Source organism: Pectobacterium sp. F1-1 (assembly GCF_025643735.1).
In the GTDB taxonomy this organism is placed as follows: Bacteria; Pseudomonadota; Gammaproteobacteria; order Enterobacterales; family Enterobacteriaceae; genus Pectobacterium; species Pectobacterium colocasium.
In genome coordinates this window covers 2,459,335-2,477,350 of sequence record NZ_CP104733.1, presented here as the reverse complement: position 1 = coordinate 2,477,350, position 18,016 = coordinate 2,459,335, and the positions used below count along the sequence as shown (strand labels likewise).

15 protein-coding genes and 1 pseudogene are annotated in these 18,016 nt (G+C 55.3%); 14 read left to right on the top strand and 2 right to left on the bottom strand.

The window, feature by feature from the left end:
- Positions 1-102: 102 nt before the first annotated feature.
- From atzF to NAL19_RS10880, 14 genes and pseudogenes are all read left to right on the top strand, one after another.
- On the top strand, positions 103-1,905 hold the full coding sequence (gene atzF, locus NAL19_RS10945; protein WP_263057339.1) for an allophanate hydrolase: 1,803 nt from the start codon (positions 103-105) through the stop codon (positions 1,903-1,905).
- A complete protein-coding gene (uca, locus tag NAL19_RS10940; RefSeq protein WP_263057338.1) occupies positions 1,898-5,512 on the top strand; it encodes an urea carboxylase in 3,615 nt (1,204 codons plus the stop codon). The genes atzF and uca overlap by 8 nt, the downstream gene beginning before the upstream one ends.
- Before the next feature lie 83 nt (positions 5,513-5,595).
- Positions 5,596-6,414, top strand: coding sequence for a GntR family transcriptional regulator (locus NAL19_RS10935; RefSeq protein WP_263057337.1), 819 nt, complete (start codon positions 5,596-5,598; stop codon positions 6,412-6,414).
- Positions 6,411-7,679 carry an urea ABC transporter substrate-binding protein gene (gene urtA, locus NAL19_RS10930; protein ID WP_263057336.1) on the top strand — a complete coding sequence of 423 codons (1,269 nt, stop codon included), beginning with the start codon at positions 6,411-6,413 and terminating at the stop codon, positions 7,677-7,679. Before NAL19_RS10935 ends, urtA begins: the two co-directional genes overlap by 4 nt.
- Positions 7,680-7,730: 51 nt before the next feature.
- Complete coding sequence (gene urtB / locus NAL19_RS10925; RefSeq protein WP_263057335.1) at positions 7,731-9,320, top strand: urea ABC transporter permease subunit UrtB; 1,590 nt, start codon at positions 7,731-7,733, stop codon at positions 9,318-9,320.
- Positions 9,321-9,331: 11 nt separating this feature from the next.
- A complete protein-coding gene (gene urtC / locus NAL19_RS10920; protein WP_263059699.1) occupies positions 9,332-10,408 on the top strand; it encodes an urea ABC transporter permease subunit UrtC in 1,077 nt (358 codons plus the stop codon).
- 70 nt (positions 10,409-10,478) lie between these two features.
- Positions 10,479-11,273 (top strand): urea ABC transporter ATP-binding protein UrtD, encoded by a 795-nt coding sequence (urtD, locus tag NAL19_RS10915; RefSeq protein WP_263059698.1) that lies wholly within the window; start codon positions 10,479-10,481, stop codon positions 11,271-11,273.
- A gap of 1 nt (position 11,274) precedes the next feature.
- Positions 11,275-11,973, top strand: a complete 699-nt coding sequence (urtE, locus tag NAL19_RS10910) for an urea ABC transporter ATP-binding subunit UrtE (protein WP_225084748.1) — start codon at positions 11,275-11,277, stop codon at positions 11,971-11,973.
- Positions 11,974-12,138: 165 nt separating this feature from the next.
- Positions 12,139-12,384: pseudogene (locus NAL19_RS10905) on the top strand (hypothetical protein); the annotation flags it as partial.
- Positions 12,381-12,830, top strand: a complete 450-nt coding sequence (locus NAL19_RS10900) for a hypothetical protein (protein ID WP_225084747.1) — start codon at positions 12,381-12,383, stop codon at positions 12,828-12,830. The pseudogene NAL19_RS10905 and the gene NAL19_RS10900, both read left to right, overlap by 4 nt.
- 147 nt (positions 12,831-12,977) lie before the next feature.
- Positions 12,978-13,298 carry a metalloregulator ArsR/SmtB family transcription factor gene (locus tag NAL19_RS10895; protein WP_225084746.1) on the top strand — a complete coding sequence of 107 codons (321 nt, stop codon included), beginning with the start codon at positions 12,978-12,980 and terminating at the stop codon, positions 13,296-13,298.
- Positions 13,299-13,343: 45 nt separating this feature from the next.
- Positions 13,344-14,633, top strand: a complete 1,290-nt coding sequence (locus NAL19_RS10890) for an arsenic transporter (protein ID WP_263057334.1) — start codon at positions 13,344-13,346, stop codon at positions 14,631-14,633.
- Positions 14,634-14,645: 12 nt separating this feature from the next.
- Positions 14,646-15,071 carry a glutaredoxin-dependent arsenate reductase gene (gene arsC / locus NAL19_RS10885; RefSeq protein WP_225084744.1) on the top strand — a complete coding sequence of 142 codons (426 nt, stop codon included), beginning with the start codon at positions 14,646-14,648 and terminating at the stop codon, positions 15,069-15,071.
- A gap of 308 nt (positions 15,072-15,379) precedes the next feature.
- Positions 15,380-15,679, top strand: a complete 300-nt coding sequence (locus tag NAL19_RS10880; protein ID WP_039467335.1) for a TM2 domain-containing protein — start codon at positions 15,380-15,382, stop codon at positions 15,677-15,679.
- Positions 15,680-15,762: 83 nt separating this feature from the next.
- Here NAL19_RS10880 and NAL19_RS10875 read toward each other — a convergent pair whose 3' ends face one another.
- Together NAL19_RS10875 and NAL19_RS10870 are read right to left on the bottom strand one after the other, a co-directional pair.
- A complete protein-coding gene (locus NAL19_RS10875) occupies positions 15,763-16,587 on the bottom strand; it encodes an amino acid ABC transporter ATP-binding protein (RefSeq protein ID WP_284144896.1) in 825 nt (274 codons plus the stop codon).
- 279 nt (positions 16,588-16,866) lie between these two features.
- Complete coding sequence (locus NAL19_RS10870; RefSeq protein ID WP_263057333.1) at positions 16,867-17,889, bottom strand: IS110 family transposase; 1,023 nt, start codon at positions 17,887-17,889, stop codon at positions 16,867-16,869.
- Positions 17,890-18,016 lie beyond the last annotated feature (127 nt).

The following is an 18,016-nucleotide window of genomic DNA, read 5'->3' as shown; positions in this document are numbered from 1 at the left end:
ATGCGGCGATTTATTTTAACAGTATATAAATCAATGAAATAAAAGCTGGCATGGTTTTCGCTTTAGTGAATTCAATCTTGTATACCAGATGGGATTCACATCATGCCGAGAATGACAGGACTCACGCTTCAGGAATGGAAACAGCATTACCAACAGCAGGCCGATCGCGTTGGTGAAACGCTAGGCGCGCTGCTCGCCAGCTTGTCGACGGACGATCCCGCGTGGATCGCGCTCGCGACGCCTGAATTGCTTCAGGCACAAATCGCGGCGCTATTGCCTCGGTATCGTGAAAATCCCGATGCGCTGCCGCTGTTTGGCGTTCCTTTTGCCGTCAAAGATAATATTGATGTCGCAGGCTGGCCAACGAGCGCGGCATGCCCGGCATTTACCTATCTGGCTGACGAAGATGCCACTGCCGTTGCCAAACTGAAAGCGGCAGGAGCAATTGTCATTGGCAAAACCAATCTTGATCAGTTTGCGACCGGTCTGGTCGGCACTCGCTCACCGTTCGGTGAAGTGCCGAACACCTTTAACGCCGAGTACATCAGCGGCGGTTCCAGCTCAGGGTCGGCTTCGGTACTGGCGCGCGGGCTGGTTGCTTTTTCCCTAGGAACCGATACCGCCGGGTCGGGGCGCGTTCCTGCCGGGTTTAACAATGTTGTCGGCCTGAAGCCGACGAAAGGGTGGTTATCGGCAAGTGGTGTGGTGCCAGCCTGCCGCCTGAACGACACCATCTCCGTGTTTGCGCTAACCGTCGAGGATGCGTTTACCGTCGCTGAACTGGCTGGCGGGTACGATGCTGCGGATGCCTACTCGCGCAGCCATACCGCCAGCGCGCCTGCGGCGCTGCCAGCGCAGCCGCGTTTTGCTATTCCCAGCGATCCGACTTTCTTTGCCGACGTTGTCGCACAGGCTGCATGGCAGCAGGCGTTGGTCGAACTGGAAGCGGCGGGCGCGACGCTGCATCCGATCGATTTCAGTATTTTCACGCAGCTAGCCGACCAACTGTATCAAGGCCCCTGGGTGGCAGAGCGCACCGTCGCGGTGGGCGACATGCTGCGGCAGCCAGAGAACATGGATCCGGTGGTGCACGGTATTGTGGCCAGCGGCGAACGCTTCAGCGCGGTAGAGGCGTTCAGGGCAGAATACCTGCGTGCCGAACTGGCGCGTCAGATTCAGCAAGCGCTGGCATCGTTCGACGCATTGGTCGTGCCGACCTCGCCGACAATCCACACGCGTGAAGCGATGAAGCAGGAACCGGTACGCTACAACTCTCAGTTGGGTGCCTACACCAACTTTACTAATCTGGCCGATCTCTCGGCGCTGGCGCTGCCAGCACCTTTCCGTTCCGATGGCTTGCCTGCGGGGATCACGCTGATTGCGCCTGCCTGGCACGACCGTGCATTAGCGAGCTTTGGCCTGCGTTGGCAAGCACAGCTGGCGCTTCCGCTGGGGGCAACAGGAAAAATGCTGCCAGCGGGATCGGCCACCTTGCCGTTTTCTAAATCACACGTCCGCCTTGCTGTCGTCGGGGCGCACCTGACGGGCATGCCGCTGAACCATCAACTGACCCGCCGCGATGCCGTGTGGGTGGAAGAGACGCGCACGGCGGAGAACTATCGTCTTTATGCGCTGGCGAATACACAACCAGCCAAGCCTGGTTTAGCGAAAAGCAACGACGGCGCGGCGATTATCGTCGAGCTGTGGGACATTCCGCTGGCGCATTTTGGCGAGTTTGTCGCGGAAATTCCGGCGCCGCTGGGTATTGGTACGCTGACGTTAGCCGATGGACGGCAGGTAAAAGGCTTTATTTGCGAACCGGCAGCGCTGAACGATGCCGTGGATATCACTGAATTCGGCGGCTGGCGTCACTGGCTTGCTCATCAGGAGGCGTCTCATGTTTAAGACCGTACTGATCGCTAACCGAGGGGAAATTGCCTGCCGCGCCATACGCACGCTGAAGCGCCTGGGTATCACCAGCGTGGCGATTTATTCCGACGCGGATAAAAACGCACAACACGTGAAAGAGGCCGACATCGCCGTATCGATTGGCGGCGAAAAGGCCAGCGACAGCTATCTGTGTATCGACAAAGTGCTTGCCGCCGCACAGCAGACAGGGGCAGAGGCTGTCTGGCCGGGCTATGGTTTTCTGTCCGAGAGCCTGCCGTTTGCTGCGGCGTGTGAAAAGGCCGGTATTGCGTTTGTTGGGCCAACCGCCCAGCAAATTGGTGAATTTGGTCTGAAGCACCGTGCCCGTGAATTAGCCGCTGCCGCGGGTGTGCCGATGACGCCGGGAACACCGTTGCTGGCCTCGCTGGAGGATGCACTGGCCGCCGCCGCAGACATCGGCTATCCGGTCATGTTGAAAAGCACCGCTGGGGGCGGTGGCATCGGCCTGACGCGCTGTGCCGATGCCGTGGCGCTACAGACCGCGTGGGAGAGCGTGCGTCGTCTGGGTGAGCAGTTCTTCAGCGATGCGGGTGTGTTCCTCGAACGCTGTATCGATCGGGCGCGTCACGTCGAAGTCCAGATTTTTGGCGATGGTAAAGGCCGCGTGGTGGCATTGGGCGAACGTGATTGCTCATTGCAGCGGCGCAACCAGAAAGTCGTGGAAGAAACGCCCGCACCGCATTTGCCGGAAAGCACGCGAGCGGCGCTGCTGGCCTCGGCGGTAAAGCTGGGTGAGCTGGTTAGCTATCGCAGCGCGGGAACGGTGGAATATATCTACGATGCCGAACGTGATGCGTTTTTCTTCCTTGAAGTGAATACCCGTTTGCAGGTGGAACACCCGGTAACGGAGTGTGTCACCGGGCTAGATTTGGTCGAATGTATGCTGCGCGTCGCGGCGGATGAACCGCTGGACTGGGCGCAATTGACGCAGGCACCGCGTGGTGCCGCGATTGAAGTCCGCATTTACGCGGAAGATCCACTGAAAAATTTCCAACCCAGCCCCGGCGTGCTGACCGAAGTGGCGTTTCCTGTTGGCGTGCGGGTTGACGGCTGGGTGAGTACCGGCACCGAGGTGTCGGCGTATTACGATCCGATGATCGCCAAGCTGATCGTTCACGCAGAGACCCGTGAGCTGGCGTTGGAGAAGATGCAGCAGGCGCTGAATGCCACGCGTTTGCACGGCATTGCCACCAATCTCGATTACCTGCGCCAGATTATCGCCACTGAGGCGTTCCGCAGCGGAACCGTGTGGACGCGGATGCTCGATAGCTTTACGCCATCGGCCTCGGTGATTGAGGTGGTTCAACCCGGCACCTGGAGCAGCGTGCAGGACTACCCTGGACGCCTCGGCTACTGGGACATCGGCGTGCCGCCGTCTGGCCCGATGGATGATTTTGCGTTCCGTCTGGCGAACCGTATTGTCGGCAACGATGAAACTGCCGCCGGACTGGAATTTACGCTACAAGGCCCGACGCTGCGTTTCCACCGCGAGTCAGTGATTGCGCTGACGGGGGCGGATTGCCCGGCGACGCTGGATGGGGAAACGGTGCCATACTGGCAACCCGTTACGGTAACGGCGGGACAAACTCTGGCACTGGGTCGCGCGCAGTCCGGCTGTCGCACCTATCTGGCAGTGCGTAACGGCATTGATGTGCCGCAATATCTCGGTAGCCGTTCGACCTTTGCACTGGGGGAATTTGGCGGTCATGCCGGACGAACGCTGCGCGTGGCCGATATGTTGGCGATCTCTCAACCGGCATTGCCCGCCTGCACCACGCCTGCGCCCGTGAGCGAGCCGCAAGCGGTGGACGCCGCGCTGATTCCGCAGTATGGCGATGAGTGGCGTATTGGCGTGCTCTATGGCCCGCACGGCGCGCCGGATTTCTTTACCCACGCGGCAATCGACGAATTTTTCGCGGCGGAATGGCAGGTGCACTACAACTCGAACCGGTTGGGCGTGCGACTGGTCGGGCCGAAACCCACCTGGACGCGGGCGAACGGCGGTGAGGCGGGTCTCCATCCTTCCAACGTTCACGACTGTGAATACGCAATCGGCGCGGTGAATTTTACCGGTGATTTCCCGGTGATCCTCACGCGGGACGGCCCGAGTCTGGGCGGATTTGTCTGTCCGGTCACCATTGCTAAAGCGGAACTGTGGAAAGTCGGTCAGGTTAAGCCGGGCGATCGTATCCGTTTCCATCCTATCAGCGCAGATGAAGCGCTGGCGTTGGAACAGGCGCAGTCTGATCGTATTGCCACACTGGGTATGACGCAGATACCTGCATTTGACGTGCCCTCGCTGGCGACGACAGAACACGGCTCTGCAACGGTGTTGGCTGCCGTGGCCGCCACCGCGACCACCCCCGCTGCCGTGTATCGTCAGGCAGGAGATAACTACGTTCTGATTGAATACGGCGACAACGTGTTGGATCTGGCGCTGCGGTTGCGCGTCCATCTCCTGATGGCTGCGATTCGTGCCTCCGAAACCGCAGGGATCGAAGAACTGTCTCCCGGCGTGCGGTCGCTACAGGTGCGTTATGACAGTCAGGTTATCCGCCAACAGGCGTTGTTGGACGTATTGCTGCATCTGGAACATCAGTTGGGCGACGTTAGCCAGATGAAAGTGCCGTCGCGCATCGTCCATTTGCCGATGGCGTTTGAAGACAGCGCCACACTCGGTGCGGTGGAGCGCTACCGCGAAACCGTACGCCCCAGCGCGCCGTGGCTGCCGAATAACGTCGATTTCATTCAGCGTATTAACGGATTAGCGAGCCGTGAGGATGTGCGAGACATCATTTTTGATGCCAGCTACCTGATTCTGGGGCTGGGCGACGTTTATCTCGGCGCGCCTTGTGCGGTGCCAGTCGATCCGCGCCATCGCTTATTGAGTTCCAAATACAATCCGGCACGCACCTTTACCGCTGAAGGCACCGTCGGCATCGGTGGCATGTACATGTGCATCTATGGCATGGATTCACCGGGTGGCTATCAACTGGTGGGGCGCACGCTGCCTATCTGGAACAAATTTCTCAAAAACGATCAGTTCATTGCAGATGAACCGTGGCTGCTGCGTTTCTTCGATCAGGTGCGGTTTTACCCGGTCAGTGAAGCAGAACTGACCACGTTGCGTGAGGATTTCCGCGAAGGACGTGCTGCGATCCACATCGAAGAAACCGAATTTGATTTCGCTGAACACACCCATTTCCTGACGGAGCAGGCCGACGATATTGCCGCATTCCGCCAGCGTCAGGCTACCGCGTTTGAAACGGAAGTGGCGCTGTGGCAGCAGGAGGATGACAGCGCGCAACAGGAGGCGATATCGGCTGAGCCGGTAGAGAACGATGACGATGCGTTTCAGGTCAGTGCAGACATGAATGGCAACATCTGGAAAGTGCTGGTGAAGGTGGGGGATGTCATCGAAGCCGGACAGCCGCTGATTATCGTCGAAGCCATGAAGATGGAACTGACGATTAGCGCGCCGCAGTCTGGCCGGGTGAAGCGCATCGGTTGCCAGCCGGGACGGCCGGTCAGCCCCGGCGATGCCTTGCTGTGGTTGGAGTAGGCACTGGGACAAAAAGGCTGGCTGAAATAAGCATGCCCTGAATAAACGGACGAACGGTAACAAACGGCGAGGCGAAGAAAACGATGCGAGCAGGTACCCAAAAGAGCAATAAAGATCGCCCGGAAGCACTGGCAGAGCGGGTGTATCAAGCACTGAAAAACGACATTTTTGACTTTCGCCTGATGCCGGGCGACCGCTTTAGTGAAAATGAAATTGCCGAGCGGATGTCGGTCAGCCGTACGCCAGTGCGTCAGGCACTGTTCTGGCTGGAGCGGGAAGGCTATGTCGAAGTCTATTTCCGCAGCGGCTGGCAGGTTCGTCCGTTTGATTTCGCCTATTTCGAAGAACTGTATGACTTCCGCATCGTGCTGGAGCGTGAAGCCATTCGACGGCTGTGCGGAATGCCGCCGGGGCGCTGTGCCGAGCTATTGACGGATCTGAAACGCTTCTGGATTGAAGAACCGCGTCTGGATGACGGCAAGATCGTTTCCCGCTACGACGAAGGGTTTCACCGCGGGCTAGTAACAGCGGCAGGCAATAGCGAAATGGCGCGGGTTCACGGCGAGCTGACGGAGAAAATTCGCATTATTCGGCGTCTCGATTTTACCCGCGAGGATCGTATCGACGCGACCTATAAAGAGCACGCCCGCATTCTGCTGGCGATACTACAGCAACACACCGAGGAGGCGCAGCGCATTCTGACCGACCACATTGCCGTCAGTAAGGCCGAAGTCAGGAAGATCACCCTGCACATGCTACAGCAGGCGCGGCCTCAATCTGCTTCACCGCAATCCGTTTCAATGTCATCCGTTTCAATGCCATCTGTTTCAACGGAAGGCATTTCATCTGATGCATCACACGATTCCATTCTCACTCAACACGACTTAAGGGCTAATAAATGAAAAGACGTTCATTGCTAAAAGTTTTTGCGCTTTCTGCGACGGTGGTTGGCATGGGGTTGACCTGGAGCGTGGAGGCGGCGGACACCATCAAAGTCGGCATTATGCATTCACTGTCCGGCACGATGGCGATTTCGGAAACGCCGCTGAAGGATGTGGCGCTGATGACCATTGATGAAATCAACGCCAAAGGCGGCGTGTTGGGTAAAAAACTGGAACCGGTGGTGGTCGATCCGGCATCAAACTGGCCGCTGTTTGCCGAAAAAGCCCGCCAGCTGCTGACGCAGGATAAAGCAGCGGTGGTGTTCGGCTGCTGGACATCGGTGTCACGTAAATCGGTTCTGCCGGTGTTTGAGGAACTGAACGGATTGCTGTTCTACCCGGTGCAGTATGAAGGTGAAGAGATGTCGCCGAACGTGTTCTACACCGGCGCCGCACCGAATCAGCAGGCGATTCCTGCGGTGGAATACCTGATGAGCGAAGACGGCGGGGCGGCGAAACGCTTCTTCCTGCTGGGTACCGACTATGTGTATCCGCGTACCACCAATAAGATTTTGCGCGCCTTCCTGCATTCCAAAGGCGTGCAGGACAAAGATATTGAGGAAGTTTATACGCCGTTTGGTCACAGCGATTACCAGACCATTGTTGCCAATATTAAGAAGTTCTCGACGGGCGGCAAGACGGCGGTGGTGTCCACCATCAACGGTGACTCCAACGTGCCGTTCTATAAAGAGCTGGCAAATCAGGGAATCAAAGCGACGGATGTGCCGGTTGTCGCGTTCTCGGTCGGTGAAGAAGAACTGCGCGGGATCGACACCAAGCCGCTGGTCGGCCATTTAGCCGCGTGGAACTACTTTGAATCGGTAGATAACCCAACCAATGCCGACTTCGTCGAAGCCTACAAAGCCTATGCCAAAGCGAAAAATCTGCCGAACGCAGGCACGGTGGTCACTAACGATCCGATGGAAGCCACTTATGTAGGCATTCATATGTGGGCGCAGGCGGTAGAGAAAGCGGGTACGACAGACGTGGATAAAGTCCGCGCCGCGATGGCCGGTCAGACCTTTGCCGCACCGGATGGTTTTACGCTGACGATGGACAAGACCAACCACCATCTGCACAAGCCGGTGATGATTGGAGAGATTGAGGAAAACGGTCAGTTCAACGTGGTCTGGCAAACGGATAAAACGGTTCGCGCGCAGCCGTGGAGCCCGTACATCGCCGGTAACGATAAGAAACCCGATCATCCAATCAAAGCCGCACAGTAAGCGTCATCTTTCCCCCGTCCAGCATACCGGACGGGATATTCTCTCTCTTATATGGCGGACATTGCGATGATGAGCTGTCGATTATCTACGTTTGTGCTGTCGCTGTGTCTGATGCTTCCTCTGCTGGCACAGGCCGGGTCGGCGGCTGATTTCGCCGCGGCCAACCGCACGCAGCAGGCCGAACTGTTGCAACAATGGGCCGTTGCGCCGGATCCCGCCCGTTTACCGCTGTTACAGGCACTGCGCGATGAATCCGTGGTGCTCGATCAGAACCAACAGCCATTTAGGGATGTGCAGGGGACGTTAACGCCGCTGGAAGGACACGCGGAGCCGGTTGGTGCGACCAAAAAGCTGTTTATGAATAACCGCCTGCGTGTGCTAATTGCCACCGCGCTGGCCTCACATCAGCTTGTTAGCGACGATGCCGCAACGCGTCTGAATGCCGTACGGCAGTTGCAAAGCGAGAGCAGTGCGGACCAATTGCCGCTGTTGGTGCAGCGACTTGAGGTAGAAAAAGATGCGCAAGTGCACGATGCGCTGAATACCGCGATTGCGACCCGGCAGTTAAGCGATCCCAATCCGTTGATACGTCTGGAGGCGGTCAAACGCTTAGGGCAGACCGGCGATCCACAAATGCAGGCACGCTTACAGCCGTTGACACAGGCGCAAAACGAGCCGGATACCGGCGTGCGTGCGGCGGCGCAGGAAAGTTTGGATCAGATTAAGCAAAGTTTGATCGTCGGCGATCTGCTGGGGCAAGCATTCACCGGACTGTCACTCGGTTCTATTTTGCTGCTGGCGGCGCTGGGGCTGGCGATCACGTATGGGCTGTTGGGCGTCATCAACATGGCGCACGGCGAAATGCTGATGTTGGGAGCATACGCAACCTGGCTGGTGCAGTCGCTGTGCCAGCAGTTTGCCCCCGACTGGCTGGCGTACTATCCGCTGCTGGCGTTGCCTGTCGCCTTCTTCATTACGGCTGGCGTCGGTATGGCGCTGGAACGTACGGTGATCCGTCATCTGTATGGCCGACCGCTGGAAACGCTGCTGGCGACCTGGGGGATTAGCCTGATGCTGATTCAACTGGTGCGGATGCTGTTCGGTACGCAAAATCTGGAAGTGGCGAACCCCGCGTGGCTGTCCGGCGGGCTACGTCTGTTGCCGAATCTGGTGCTGCCGTATAACCGCATCTCGGTGATCCTGTTTGTCCTCGGTGTGCTGCTGCTCACTTGGTTATTGCTCAATAAAACTCGCCTCGGCATGAATGTCCGTGCGGTGACGCAAAATCGGGCGATGGCGGACTGCTGCGGTGTGCCGACCGGACGCGTCGATATGCTGGCCTTTGGGCTGGGATCCGGTATCGCCGGGTTGGGCGGTGTGGCTCTGTCGCAGCTAGGCAACGTCGGGCCGGAACTGGGACAGGGCTACATCATCGATTCATTCCTTGTTGTGGTGCTGGGGGGCGTCGGGCAGCTTGCCGGAACGGTGGTGGCTGCATTCAGCCTCGGCATTCTCAACAAAGTGCTGGAGCCGCAGATCGGTGCCGTGTTGGGCAAAATTGTCATTCTGGTGCTGATCGTACTGTTTATTCAGAAGCGGCCACAGGGGCTGTTTGCATTCAAAGGACGGGTGATTGACTGATGACGCAACCTATTACGCAACCCATGACGATAACCCTGACGCAGCGCGCGCCGCGACTGATATTTGGCCTCGGTTCGATCGCTTTTCTGGTTTTGCTGACGCTGCCGTTCCTCGCGCTGTTGCCCGCAGAGAATCCGCTGGCGATGTCGACTTATACGCTGACGTTGATCGGCAAAATCTTGTGCTATGCGATTGTTGCCGTCGCGCTGGATCTGGTGTGGGGCTATGCCGGGCTGCTGTCGCTCGGACACGGCCTGTTTTTCGCGCTGGGTGGTTACGCGATGGGCATGTACCTGATGCGACAGGCTGCGGGTGAAGGAATGCCTGCGTTTATGTCCTTTCTGTCGTGGACGGAACTGCCGTGGTTCTGGGCGGGAACCCAGTATTTCGCCTGGGCGCTGTGCCTGATTGTACTGGTGCCGGGCGTGCTGGCTTTTGTCTTCGGCTGGTTTGCGTTCCGCTCCAAAATTAAGGGCGTGTATTTCTCGATCATGACGCAGGCGCTGACCTACGCGGGCATGCTGCTGTTCTTCCGTAACGAAACCGGTTTTGGTGGTAATAACGGATTTACCGGTTTTACCACGCTGCTCGGTTTCCCTATTACAGCGACGGGGACGCGCATCGGGCTGTTTGTCGCCACCGTGTTGTTGTTAATGGCTAGCCTGCTGGTGGGCTTTGCGTTGGCGCGCAGTAAATTTGGCCGTGTGCTGACGGCGGTGCGTGATGCGGAAAATCGTCTGATGTTCTGCGGCTACGATCCGAAAGGCTTCAAGTTGTTTGTCTGGACACTTTCCGCCGTGCTGTGCGGGCTAGCGGGGGCGCTGTATGTGCCGCAGGTCGGTATTATCAATCCTGGCGAAATGTCGCCGACCAACTCCATCGAGGCGGCTATTTGGGTGGCGCTGGGCGGGCGTGGAACGCTGATCGGAGCGCTACTTGGCGCGGGCATCGTCAACGGGGCGAAAAGTTGGTTTACCGTGGCCTTCCCTGAATACTGGCTGTTCTTTTTGGGACTGATGTTTATTCTCGTCACGCTGTTTTTGCCGCGTGGCGTGATTGGCTTGCTGACGAGGAAAAAACATGACTGAGTCTTTATCTGTGCCATCTATCTCCGAGCCTGCGCACACGGTTGCCGCTCAGCCGATGTTTACACAATCCATGTTTGAACAACCCATGTTTGCACAGCCGCACCCGTCGGATCGTCATCGTCATCAGACCGATCCGGTGCTGCAACTCGACAAGATTAACGTGAGCTTTGATGGTTTCCGAGCGCTCACCGATCTGTCGTTGCAGATTGGCGTGGGAGAGCTGCGTTGCATTATCGGCCCCAACGGCGCGGGAAAAACCACGCTGATGGATGTCATCACCGGTAAAACGCGACCCGACAACGGCAACGCGTTTTACGATCAGTACACCGACCTGACGATGCTATCTCCGGTAGAAATAGCCCGCGCGGGAATTGGGCGGAAATTCCAAAAACCGACGGTGTTTGAAGCGCTGACGGTATTTGAAAACCTCGATATTGCGCTGAAAACCGACAAATCGGTGTGGGCGAGTCTGCGTGCCAAACTAAACAGCGAGCAGCGTGACCGGATTGACGAAGCGCTGACGTTGTTGCGACTCGGTCATGAACGGCAGCGACCCGCAGGGCTGCTGTCGCACGGGCAAAAACAGTTTCTGGAGATCGGCATGCTGCTGGTACAGGAACCCCATCTGCTGCTGCTCGATGAACCTGCGGCGGGGATGACCGACGCAGAAACGGCGTACACCGCCGAACTGTTCCGCAGTCTGGCGGGTAAACACTCGCTGATGGTGGTGGAGCACGATATGGGTTTTGTCGAGAGCATTGCCGATCGTGTCACCGTGCTGCATCAGGGGCAGGTGCTGGCGGAAGGGTCGCTGCGCGAGGTGCAGGCGAATGAGCTGGTGATTGACGTTTATCTGGGGCGCTAACATGTTAGAGATTGCTGAACTGAATCAATACTACGGCGGCAGCCACATCCTGCGCGGCCTGTCCTTTGAGGTCAAAGCCGGCGAAATTACCTGCCTGTTAGGGCGCAACGGTGTGGGGAAAACCACGCTGCTGAAATGCCTGATGGGGCTGATTCCGGCGAAATCCGGCACGATTCGCTGGCAGGGCGAAGCGATCAATACGCGCAAGCCTTACCAGCGTGTGCAGGCTGGCATTGCCTATGTACCGCAAGGACGGGAAATTTTTCCTCGTCTGACGGTAGAAGAAAACCTGCTGATGGGGCTGTCGCGCTTTCCCGGTAAACAGGCGCGGCAGGTGCCGGATGAGATCTACCAGCTTTTTCCGGTGCTGGATGAGATGAAACAGCGGCGCGGCGGCGATTTGTCCGGCGGGCAACAGCAGCAATTAGCCATTGGGCGTGCGCTGGCCTGTAAACCACAGTTGTTGATTCTGGATGAGCCGACAGAAGGCATACAGCCGTCGGTGATCAAAGAGATTGGCGCGGTGATTCGCCAACTGGCGCAGCGTGGAGACATGGCGATTCTGCTGGTCGAGCAGTTTTACGACTTCGCCGCCGAGCTGGCGGACAGCTATCTGGTGATGTCACGCGGGGAAATCATCCAGCGCGGACGAGGTGAAACGATGGAACAGGACGGCGTGCGAGGATTGGTCGCGATTTAATTTTAGCTTCATGCCATGGGTACAAAAGTTTCAGGCCAAACGAGCAAGTTGTTTACAATACCGCTTAAACAGATAATGCATTGTTTATCTTCAGTTAAAAAGGGAAGGAGACTTAAGGATGAGTAAACGCTACGAAATACTGGATGGCACTAAAGCCGCTGCTTCGAAGAAGCACTTAAACGATGGGATTATTACGGTAAGATCGGTTCTTTCAAAAACGATAGATTCACACCACTCCTTTTCCCCGATCCTGAACGATTTCCCAATAACGCCAGACCGTATAGGGGAGTTTTACCGCCATTTATGCAAATGGTCACTCCCTACAACGACTTCGAATCTGGAAATGTAGGTGTCGCTAGCCGAGATGGATCTTTTATCGACTCAGCAAAAAATAGGACACTAGGGCTATGAGTAAATCGCTGAAGTTTTTTGCAGCGATCGGCATCATTGGTGTTGCTACTGTGATCGGTACGATATGGCCGTATATCAACATGAATTTTGCCAGCAGCGCGCACTCTACCGAGCAGGATAAAAGGGAATATGCGTTCTATACCCCGGATATTTTGAAAAACATGCCGCGCATTACAAACCACTATGACTTCAATTTTTCGAACGTAACGGGCCCGGAAGCTAAAGTATGGACGGTGAACTTCTATGGCACTGACGATACTGGCAAGGTTCACACCTATTTGACGTCGATAGGTTATGAGAAGCAGAAACGTTGCGATGTTGAGGCTGAATGCTGGCGAACGGCCGGCACTCATGACGTTGTGACGGTGGCGACGTTTGATACGGATAAAAGCGTGATGGTTCAGGTTTATAGCAGTCCGTATGCTGAACGATTATCGCTTGAGTAATCATGTAAGGACGCAGTGGCTCTACTGTTGTCAAATCACTGCGTCATTCTTGCTTTGCCTTATCTGATCGTATTTTGCATTGGGCGGTTTTAAAGTTAACATATGTGATTTATCATATGTGTTAACTGAGTGTATTGAGAACCCAAGATGCTACAGCCCGTCCAACTTTTCAAAATCCTTTCCGATGAAACTCGGCTATCCATCATCCTGCTGCTCAGAGAAGCGGGAGAATTGTGCGTCTGTGATATCTGCGCGGCCACCACGGAGTCTCAACCTAAAATTTCCCGTCATATGGGGATATTGCGTGAGTCAGGTTTAGTTCTTGATCGCCGAGAAGGGAAATGGATTCATTATCGATTGTCTCCACACATGCCTGCCTGGGCCGCAGAAACGATTCATACCGCATGGCAATGCCTGCGTGATGACGTGCGCCTGTGTCTGGCTACATCCGTTTCTTCTTCATGCTGAAGATAAAAAAACACATTCATTTATACATATGTGATTGGGCTAAGTATGCTACTGGCAGGGATAATATTTTTGCTGACGTTGATCTTTGTGATCTGGCAACCCAGAGGCCTGGGTATCGGTTGGAGTGCCAGTATCGGTGCAATATTCGCGCTGCTTAGCGGGGTTATTCATCTCAGTGATATTCCGATTGTCTGGGATATCGTCTGGAACGCGACGGCGACGTTTATTGCGGTGATTATTATCAGCCTATTGCTCGATGAATCGGGTTTTTTCGAATGGGCGGCACTGCACGTATCCCGATGGGGAAACGGACGCGGGCGTCTGCTGTTTACCTGGATTGTCTTGTTGGGAGCGGCTGTTTCTGCGTTGTTTGCCAACGATGGCGCGGCGCTCATCCTCACGCCGATTGTGATTGCTATGTTATTGGCACTGGGCTTCAGTAAAGGCACGACGTTGGCGTTTGTTATGGCTGCCGGATTTATTGCCGACACGGCTAGCCTGCCGCTCATTGTGTCTAATTTGGTTAATATTGTGTCTGCCGATTTTTTCAGCCTCGGTTTTACTGAATATGCCTCGGTCATGGTACCTGTCGATATCGCAGCGATTCTCGCGACGCTGGTTATGCTGCATTTATTCTTTCGCAAGGATATCCCCGCAACCTATGATGTATCGCGGCTGAAAGCACCCGCTAGCGCCATTAAAGACCTGGCAACGTTCAGAGCAGGGTGGATTGTTTTAGTGCTTCTGCTTACAGGATTCTTCGTCCTTGAACCGTTGGGTATTCCCGTCAGCGCCATTGCGGCCGTGGGCGCCGCTATTCTGCTTGCAGTGGCAAAAAAAGGTCATGCCATCAATACGGGTAAGGTACTGCGTGGCGCGCCGTGGCAGATCGTAATCTTCTCGCTCGGTATGTATTTAGTGGTCTATGGCCTGCGTAACGCGGGGTTAACGGAATATCTTTCCAGCATTCTGAATCTGTTTGCGGAGAAAGGGCTGTGGACTGCCACACTGGGCACGGGCTTTATGACCGCACTGCTTTCCTCAATCATGAACAATATGCCCACCGTGTTGATTGGCGCCTTATCCATCGACGGCAGCACGGCATCCGGTGTTGTCAAAGACGCGATGATTTATGCCAACGTCATTGGTTGCGATTTGGGCCCCAAAATCACCCCTATTGGTAGCCTGGCGACACTGCTTTGGTTGCATGTGTTATCACAGAAAAACATGACGATCAGTTGGGGATACTATGTCCGCACTGGGATTGTCATGACGCTGCCTGTGCTGTTTGTCACGTTGGCTGCACTGGCGCTGCGGCTATCCATCACGTTGTAATGAGATATTGATATGAGCAAAATAACGATTTATCACAACCCAGACTGCGGCACCTCGCGTAATACACTCGAGATGATTCGTAACAGCGGCACAGAACCCACGATTATTTACTATCTTGATACGCCGCCTTCCCGTGATGAACTAGTCACACTGATTGGCGACATGGGAATAACGGTGCGTACCTTGTTGCGCCAAAACGTAGAACCTTACGCATTATTGGGGCTGGCGGAAGAACGCTTTACTGACGAGCAACTCCTTGATTTTATGTTGCACTATCCGATCCTGATCAATCGTCCGATTGTGGTTACCCCTCGAGGAACCCGGCTATGTCGTCCATCAGAACGGGTGCTGGATATTCTCCCCAATCCGCAGCAAGGCGCATTCACAAAAGAAGATGGAGAAAAAGTCACTGATGAGTCGGGTAAACGTGTGAAATAGGGGATGCGCCAGCGGGACTCCAATGATGTCTTCCAGCTATTAATTAAATAATCCGCTTTATTTACCAAATCCTCACAATGCTATCCTGACTTGTGTGATTTTTATCATTTACCGTCCTTAATCGACACCATCGATTCGCGAGCGCTGTCGTGCTATGTATACCGTTAACATGATAGTTTTAAATTGAACACTGAAAATCAGTGGTGTATAAATCACGACGCAGTACGCTGTTGATTGCCTGGGGTGGGGTTGTATAGTAGTAAATAAAGTTAAAATTAGTATAAAATATTATTAGGAGTCTAATTATTATGTCTTCCATGGTGTTTTGCCGAGGATGCGGTAAGCAAATCCATAGCACAGCGAAAGCATGCCCGCAGTGTGGTGCCACGCAAGCTAGCGGTAAAGGCGAGAAAAACAGAATCTCTGCTGCACTATTTGCTGCTTTTCTCGGCGGTTTTGGTGCCCATAAATTCTATTTAGGAAAAGTCGGACAAGGGATTTTATATTTACTTTTTTTCTGGACGTTTATCCCAACGCTTATTGCGCTTGTAGAATTTATTATTTACCTGTGCGATTCTGATGAAGAATTCGCCAGAAAATATGGTTGAAACGTAATCCATGCATCATGTAATCAGGCTCACTACGGTGGGCCTGATTAATATTCAATCGATAACTCACCTTCTCCTTTTCCTCACAGCACCTTATTCAAAAAATTGATCGTCCGTGGGTGACGGGGATTGTTCAGCACCTGCCAGGAATCCCCGCTTTCGACGATTTTTCCATCGACCATAAACACCACGCGGTCAGCGACTTCACGTGCAAAGCCGATTTCATGTGTGACGACGACCAGCGTCACGCCGGAGCGGGCAAGTGATTTGATCACGTCCAGCACTTCGCCGACCAGTTCGGGATCGAGCGCGGACGTCGGTTCGTCAAATAGCATGACTTTCGGCTTAAGCGCCAGCGCACGAGCAATGGCAACACGCTGCTGCTGACCGCCAGACAGATGGCGGGGATAAGATTGCGCTTTATGGCGCAGGCCGACGCTTTCCAGCAGAGTAAAGGCGATATCTTCGGCCTCCTGACGTGAATACAGCTTATGCGCCAGCGGGGCTTCAATGATGTTCTCCAACACGGAAAGGTGGGGGAACAGATTGAAGTTCTGGAACACATAACCGACGTTGATGCGCTGACGTAGCACGTCCTTTTCTTTCAATTCATAGAGCGTATTCCCTTTGCGGCGATAGCCGATGTAGTCGCCGTCGATGCGGATAAAGCCGTCGTCAACCCGCTCAAGGTGGTTAATGGTGCGCAGCAGCGTGGATTTCCCCGAACCGGACGGGCCGAGGATCACCGTGACGGAACCGGGTGCCAGCGTCAAATTGATATCGTCCAGCGCTTTATGCTGACCAAAATGTTTTGCCACGTTGCGGATCTCGATCAGCCCCTGAGCGTTTCCTGCCTGTGGCTGCGCGGTGGTGCGCGAATGAGCCAAATAATCAATAGCTTCAGACATGGTGAATCTATATGAACGCATCCCGTTTGCAAGGCTTCCGTTGTGTTGACGTTGACGGATAGGTCGCAGCTCTATATCCGGCCTTATTGCAGCCTGTGCCGCGGGCCTCGATGAGATTCGCCGACTTGCTCCTTATTCTCCTGGCGGGCTTTATGCCCGACACACCATTCAGGTTTAGCAAGTCCCGGTCTTACCTGTCGTCGTCATCACGCTGGCTGCCCTCGCAACCTTTCCGCATTCATCCTTTTGTTAAGGGTTAATGGTTTTCAGCATCCGCTGTTAATACGGCCTGATGCTGACGTAATCTTTCCGGTACTCCCGTTCGTGCGCCGCCACCGCCCACACCGTGCGCGCCAGTTTGTTGGCCATCGCGACTATCGCCACACTGGTCGGCCGCCGTTTCTTTAACTCCGTTATCCACGGTCCCGGCTCTTTCGCCAACAGGCTCGCTGCCCTCGCTCCATGGATAAACAGCGTACGCAGGTAGGTGTCACCGCGTTTGCTTATCCCCAGCAGGCGAACCTTGCCGCCAGTGCCGGTCTGTTTTGGGACGAGTCCGACATAGGCCGCGAACTCCCGTCCCGACCGGAACGCATGAGCCTCGCCCATCGTAGCCACCGCCGCCGTGGCTATCAGTGGCCCTACGCCGGGTATAGCCATCAGCCGTCGGCAGGTCTCGTTCTGTTTCGCCAGCGCCGTCAGTTGTTGCTCAATGCCGTTAATCTGAGCATCCAGCTCACTCAAGCGACGGTGCTGCTCTTCAATCTGGGCGATGAGGAACAGCGGCAGGCGGTTTTTCAGCCTCTCCAGCGCCACGGGCAGAGCCTTGTCCAGCGCGGTACGTCCTTTGCGTACTGTTTCACCAAATTCGAGCAGTAAGCCATGCAGGGCATTGGTCTGCGCGGTGCGGAACTTCACCCACTGGCGGCGCATGCGATGCAGTGCCAGAACGGCCTGCTGCTCTTCGCTCTTTACGGCAATCCCCCGTCCCGGTTGCTGGACCGCCATCCATATGGCGCGGGAGTCCATGACATCGTTCTTGTTGCCCATCAGGAAGGCTTTGACGAATTTCGCCTGAAGCAGGCGAACCTGATGACCAAGTTTCTTCAACTCCCGGGCCCAGTGCTGAGAGCCGCCACAGGCTTCCATACCAATCAGGCAGGGTTCACGGTTGCTGAAGAAGGTCAGAACATCCTGACGTCGCAGCTGTTTATCCACCACTTCGCCGCTATGTTTGTCGATGAAGTGAACCTGAATCAGGTGTTTTGCGATATCAACGCCAACAGGGGTATAGTTATTCATGTGTGGAGTCTCCAGTCAGGGGAACGATGAGTATCCCGTTATAGGCACGATGATGCCGGAAATCTGCGAGGCTCCACACCCCGTCTTTCAGCCTCTGTGCTACTCGTCAAATAGTTGGGATGCGTTC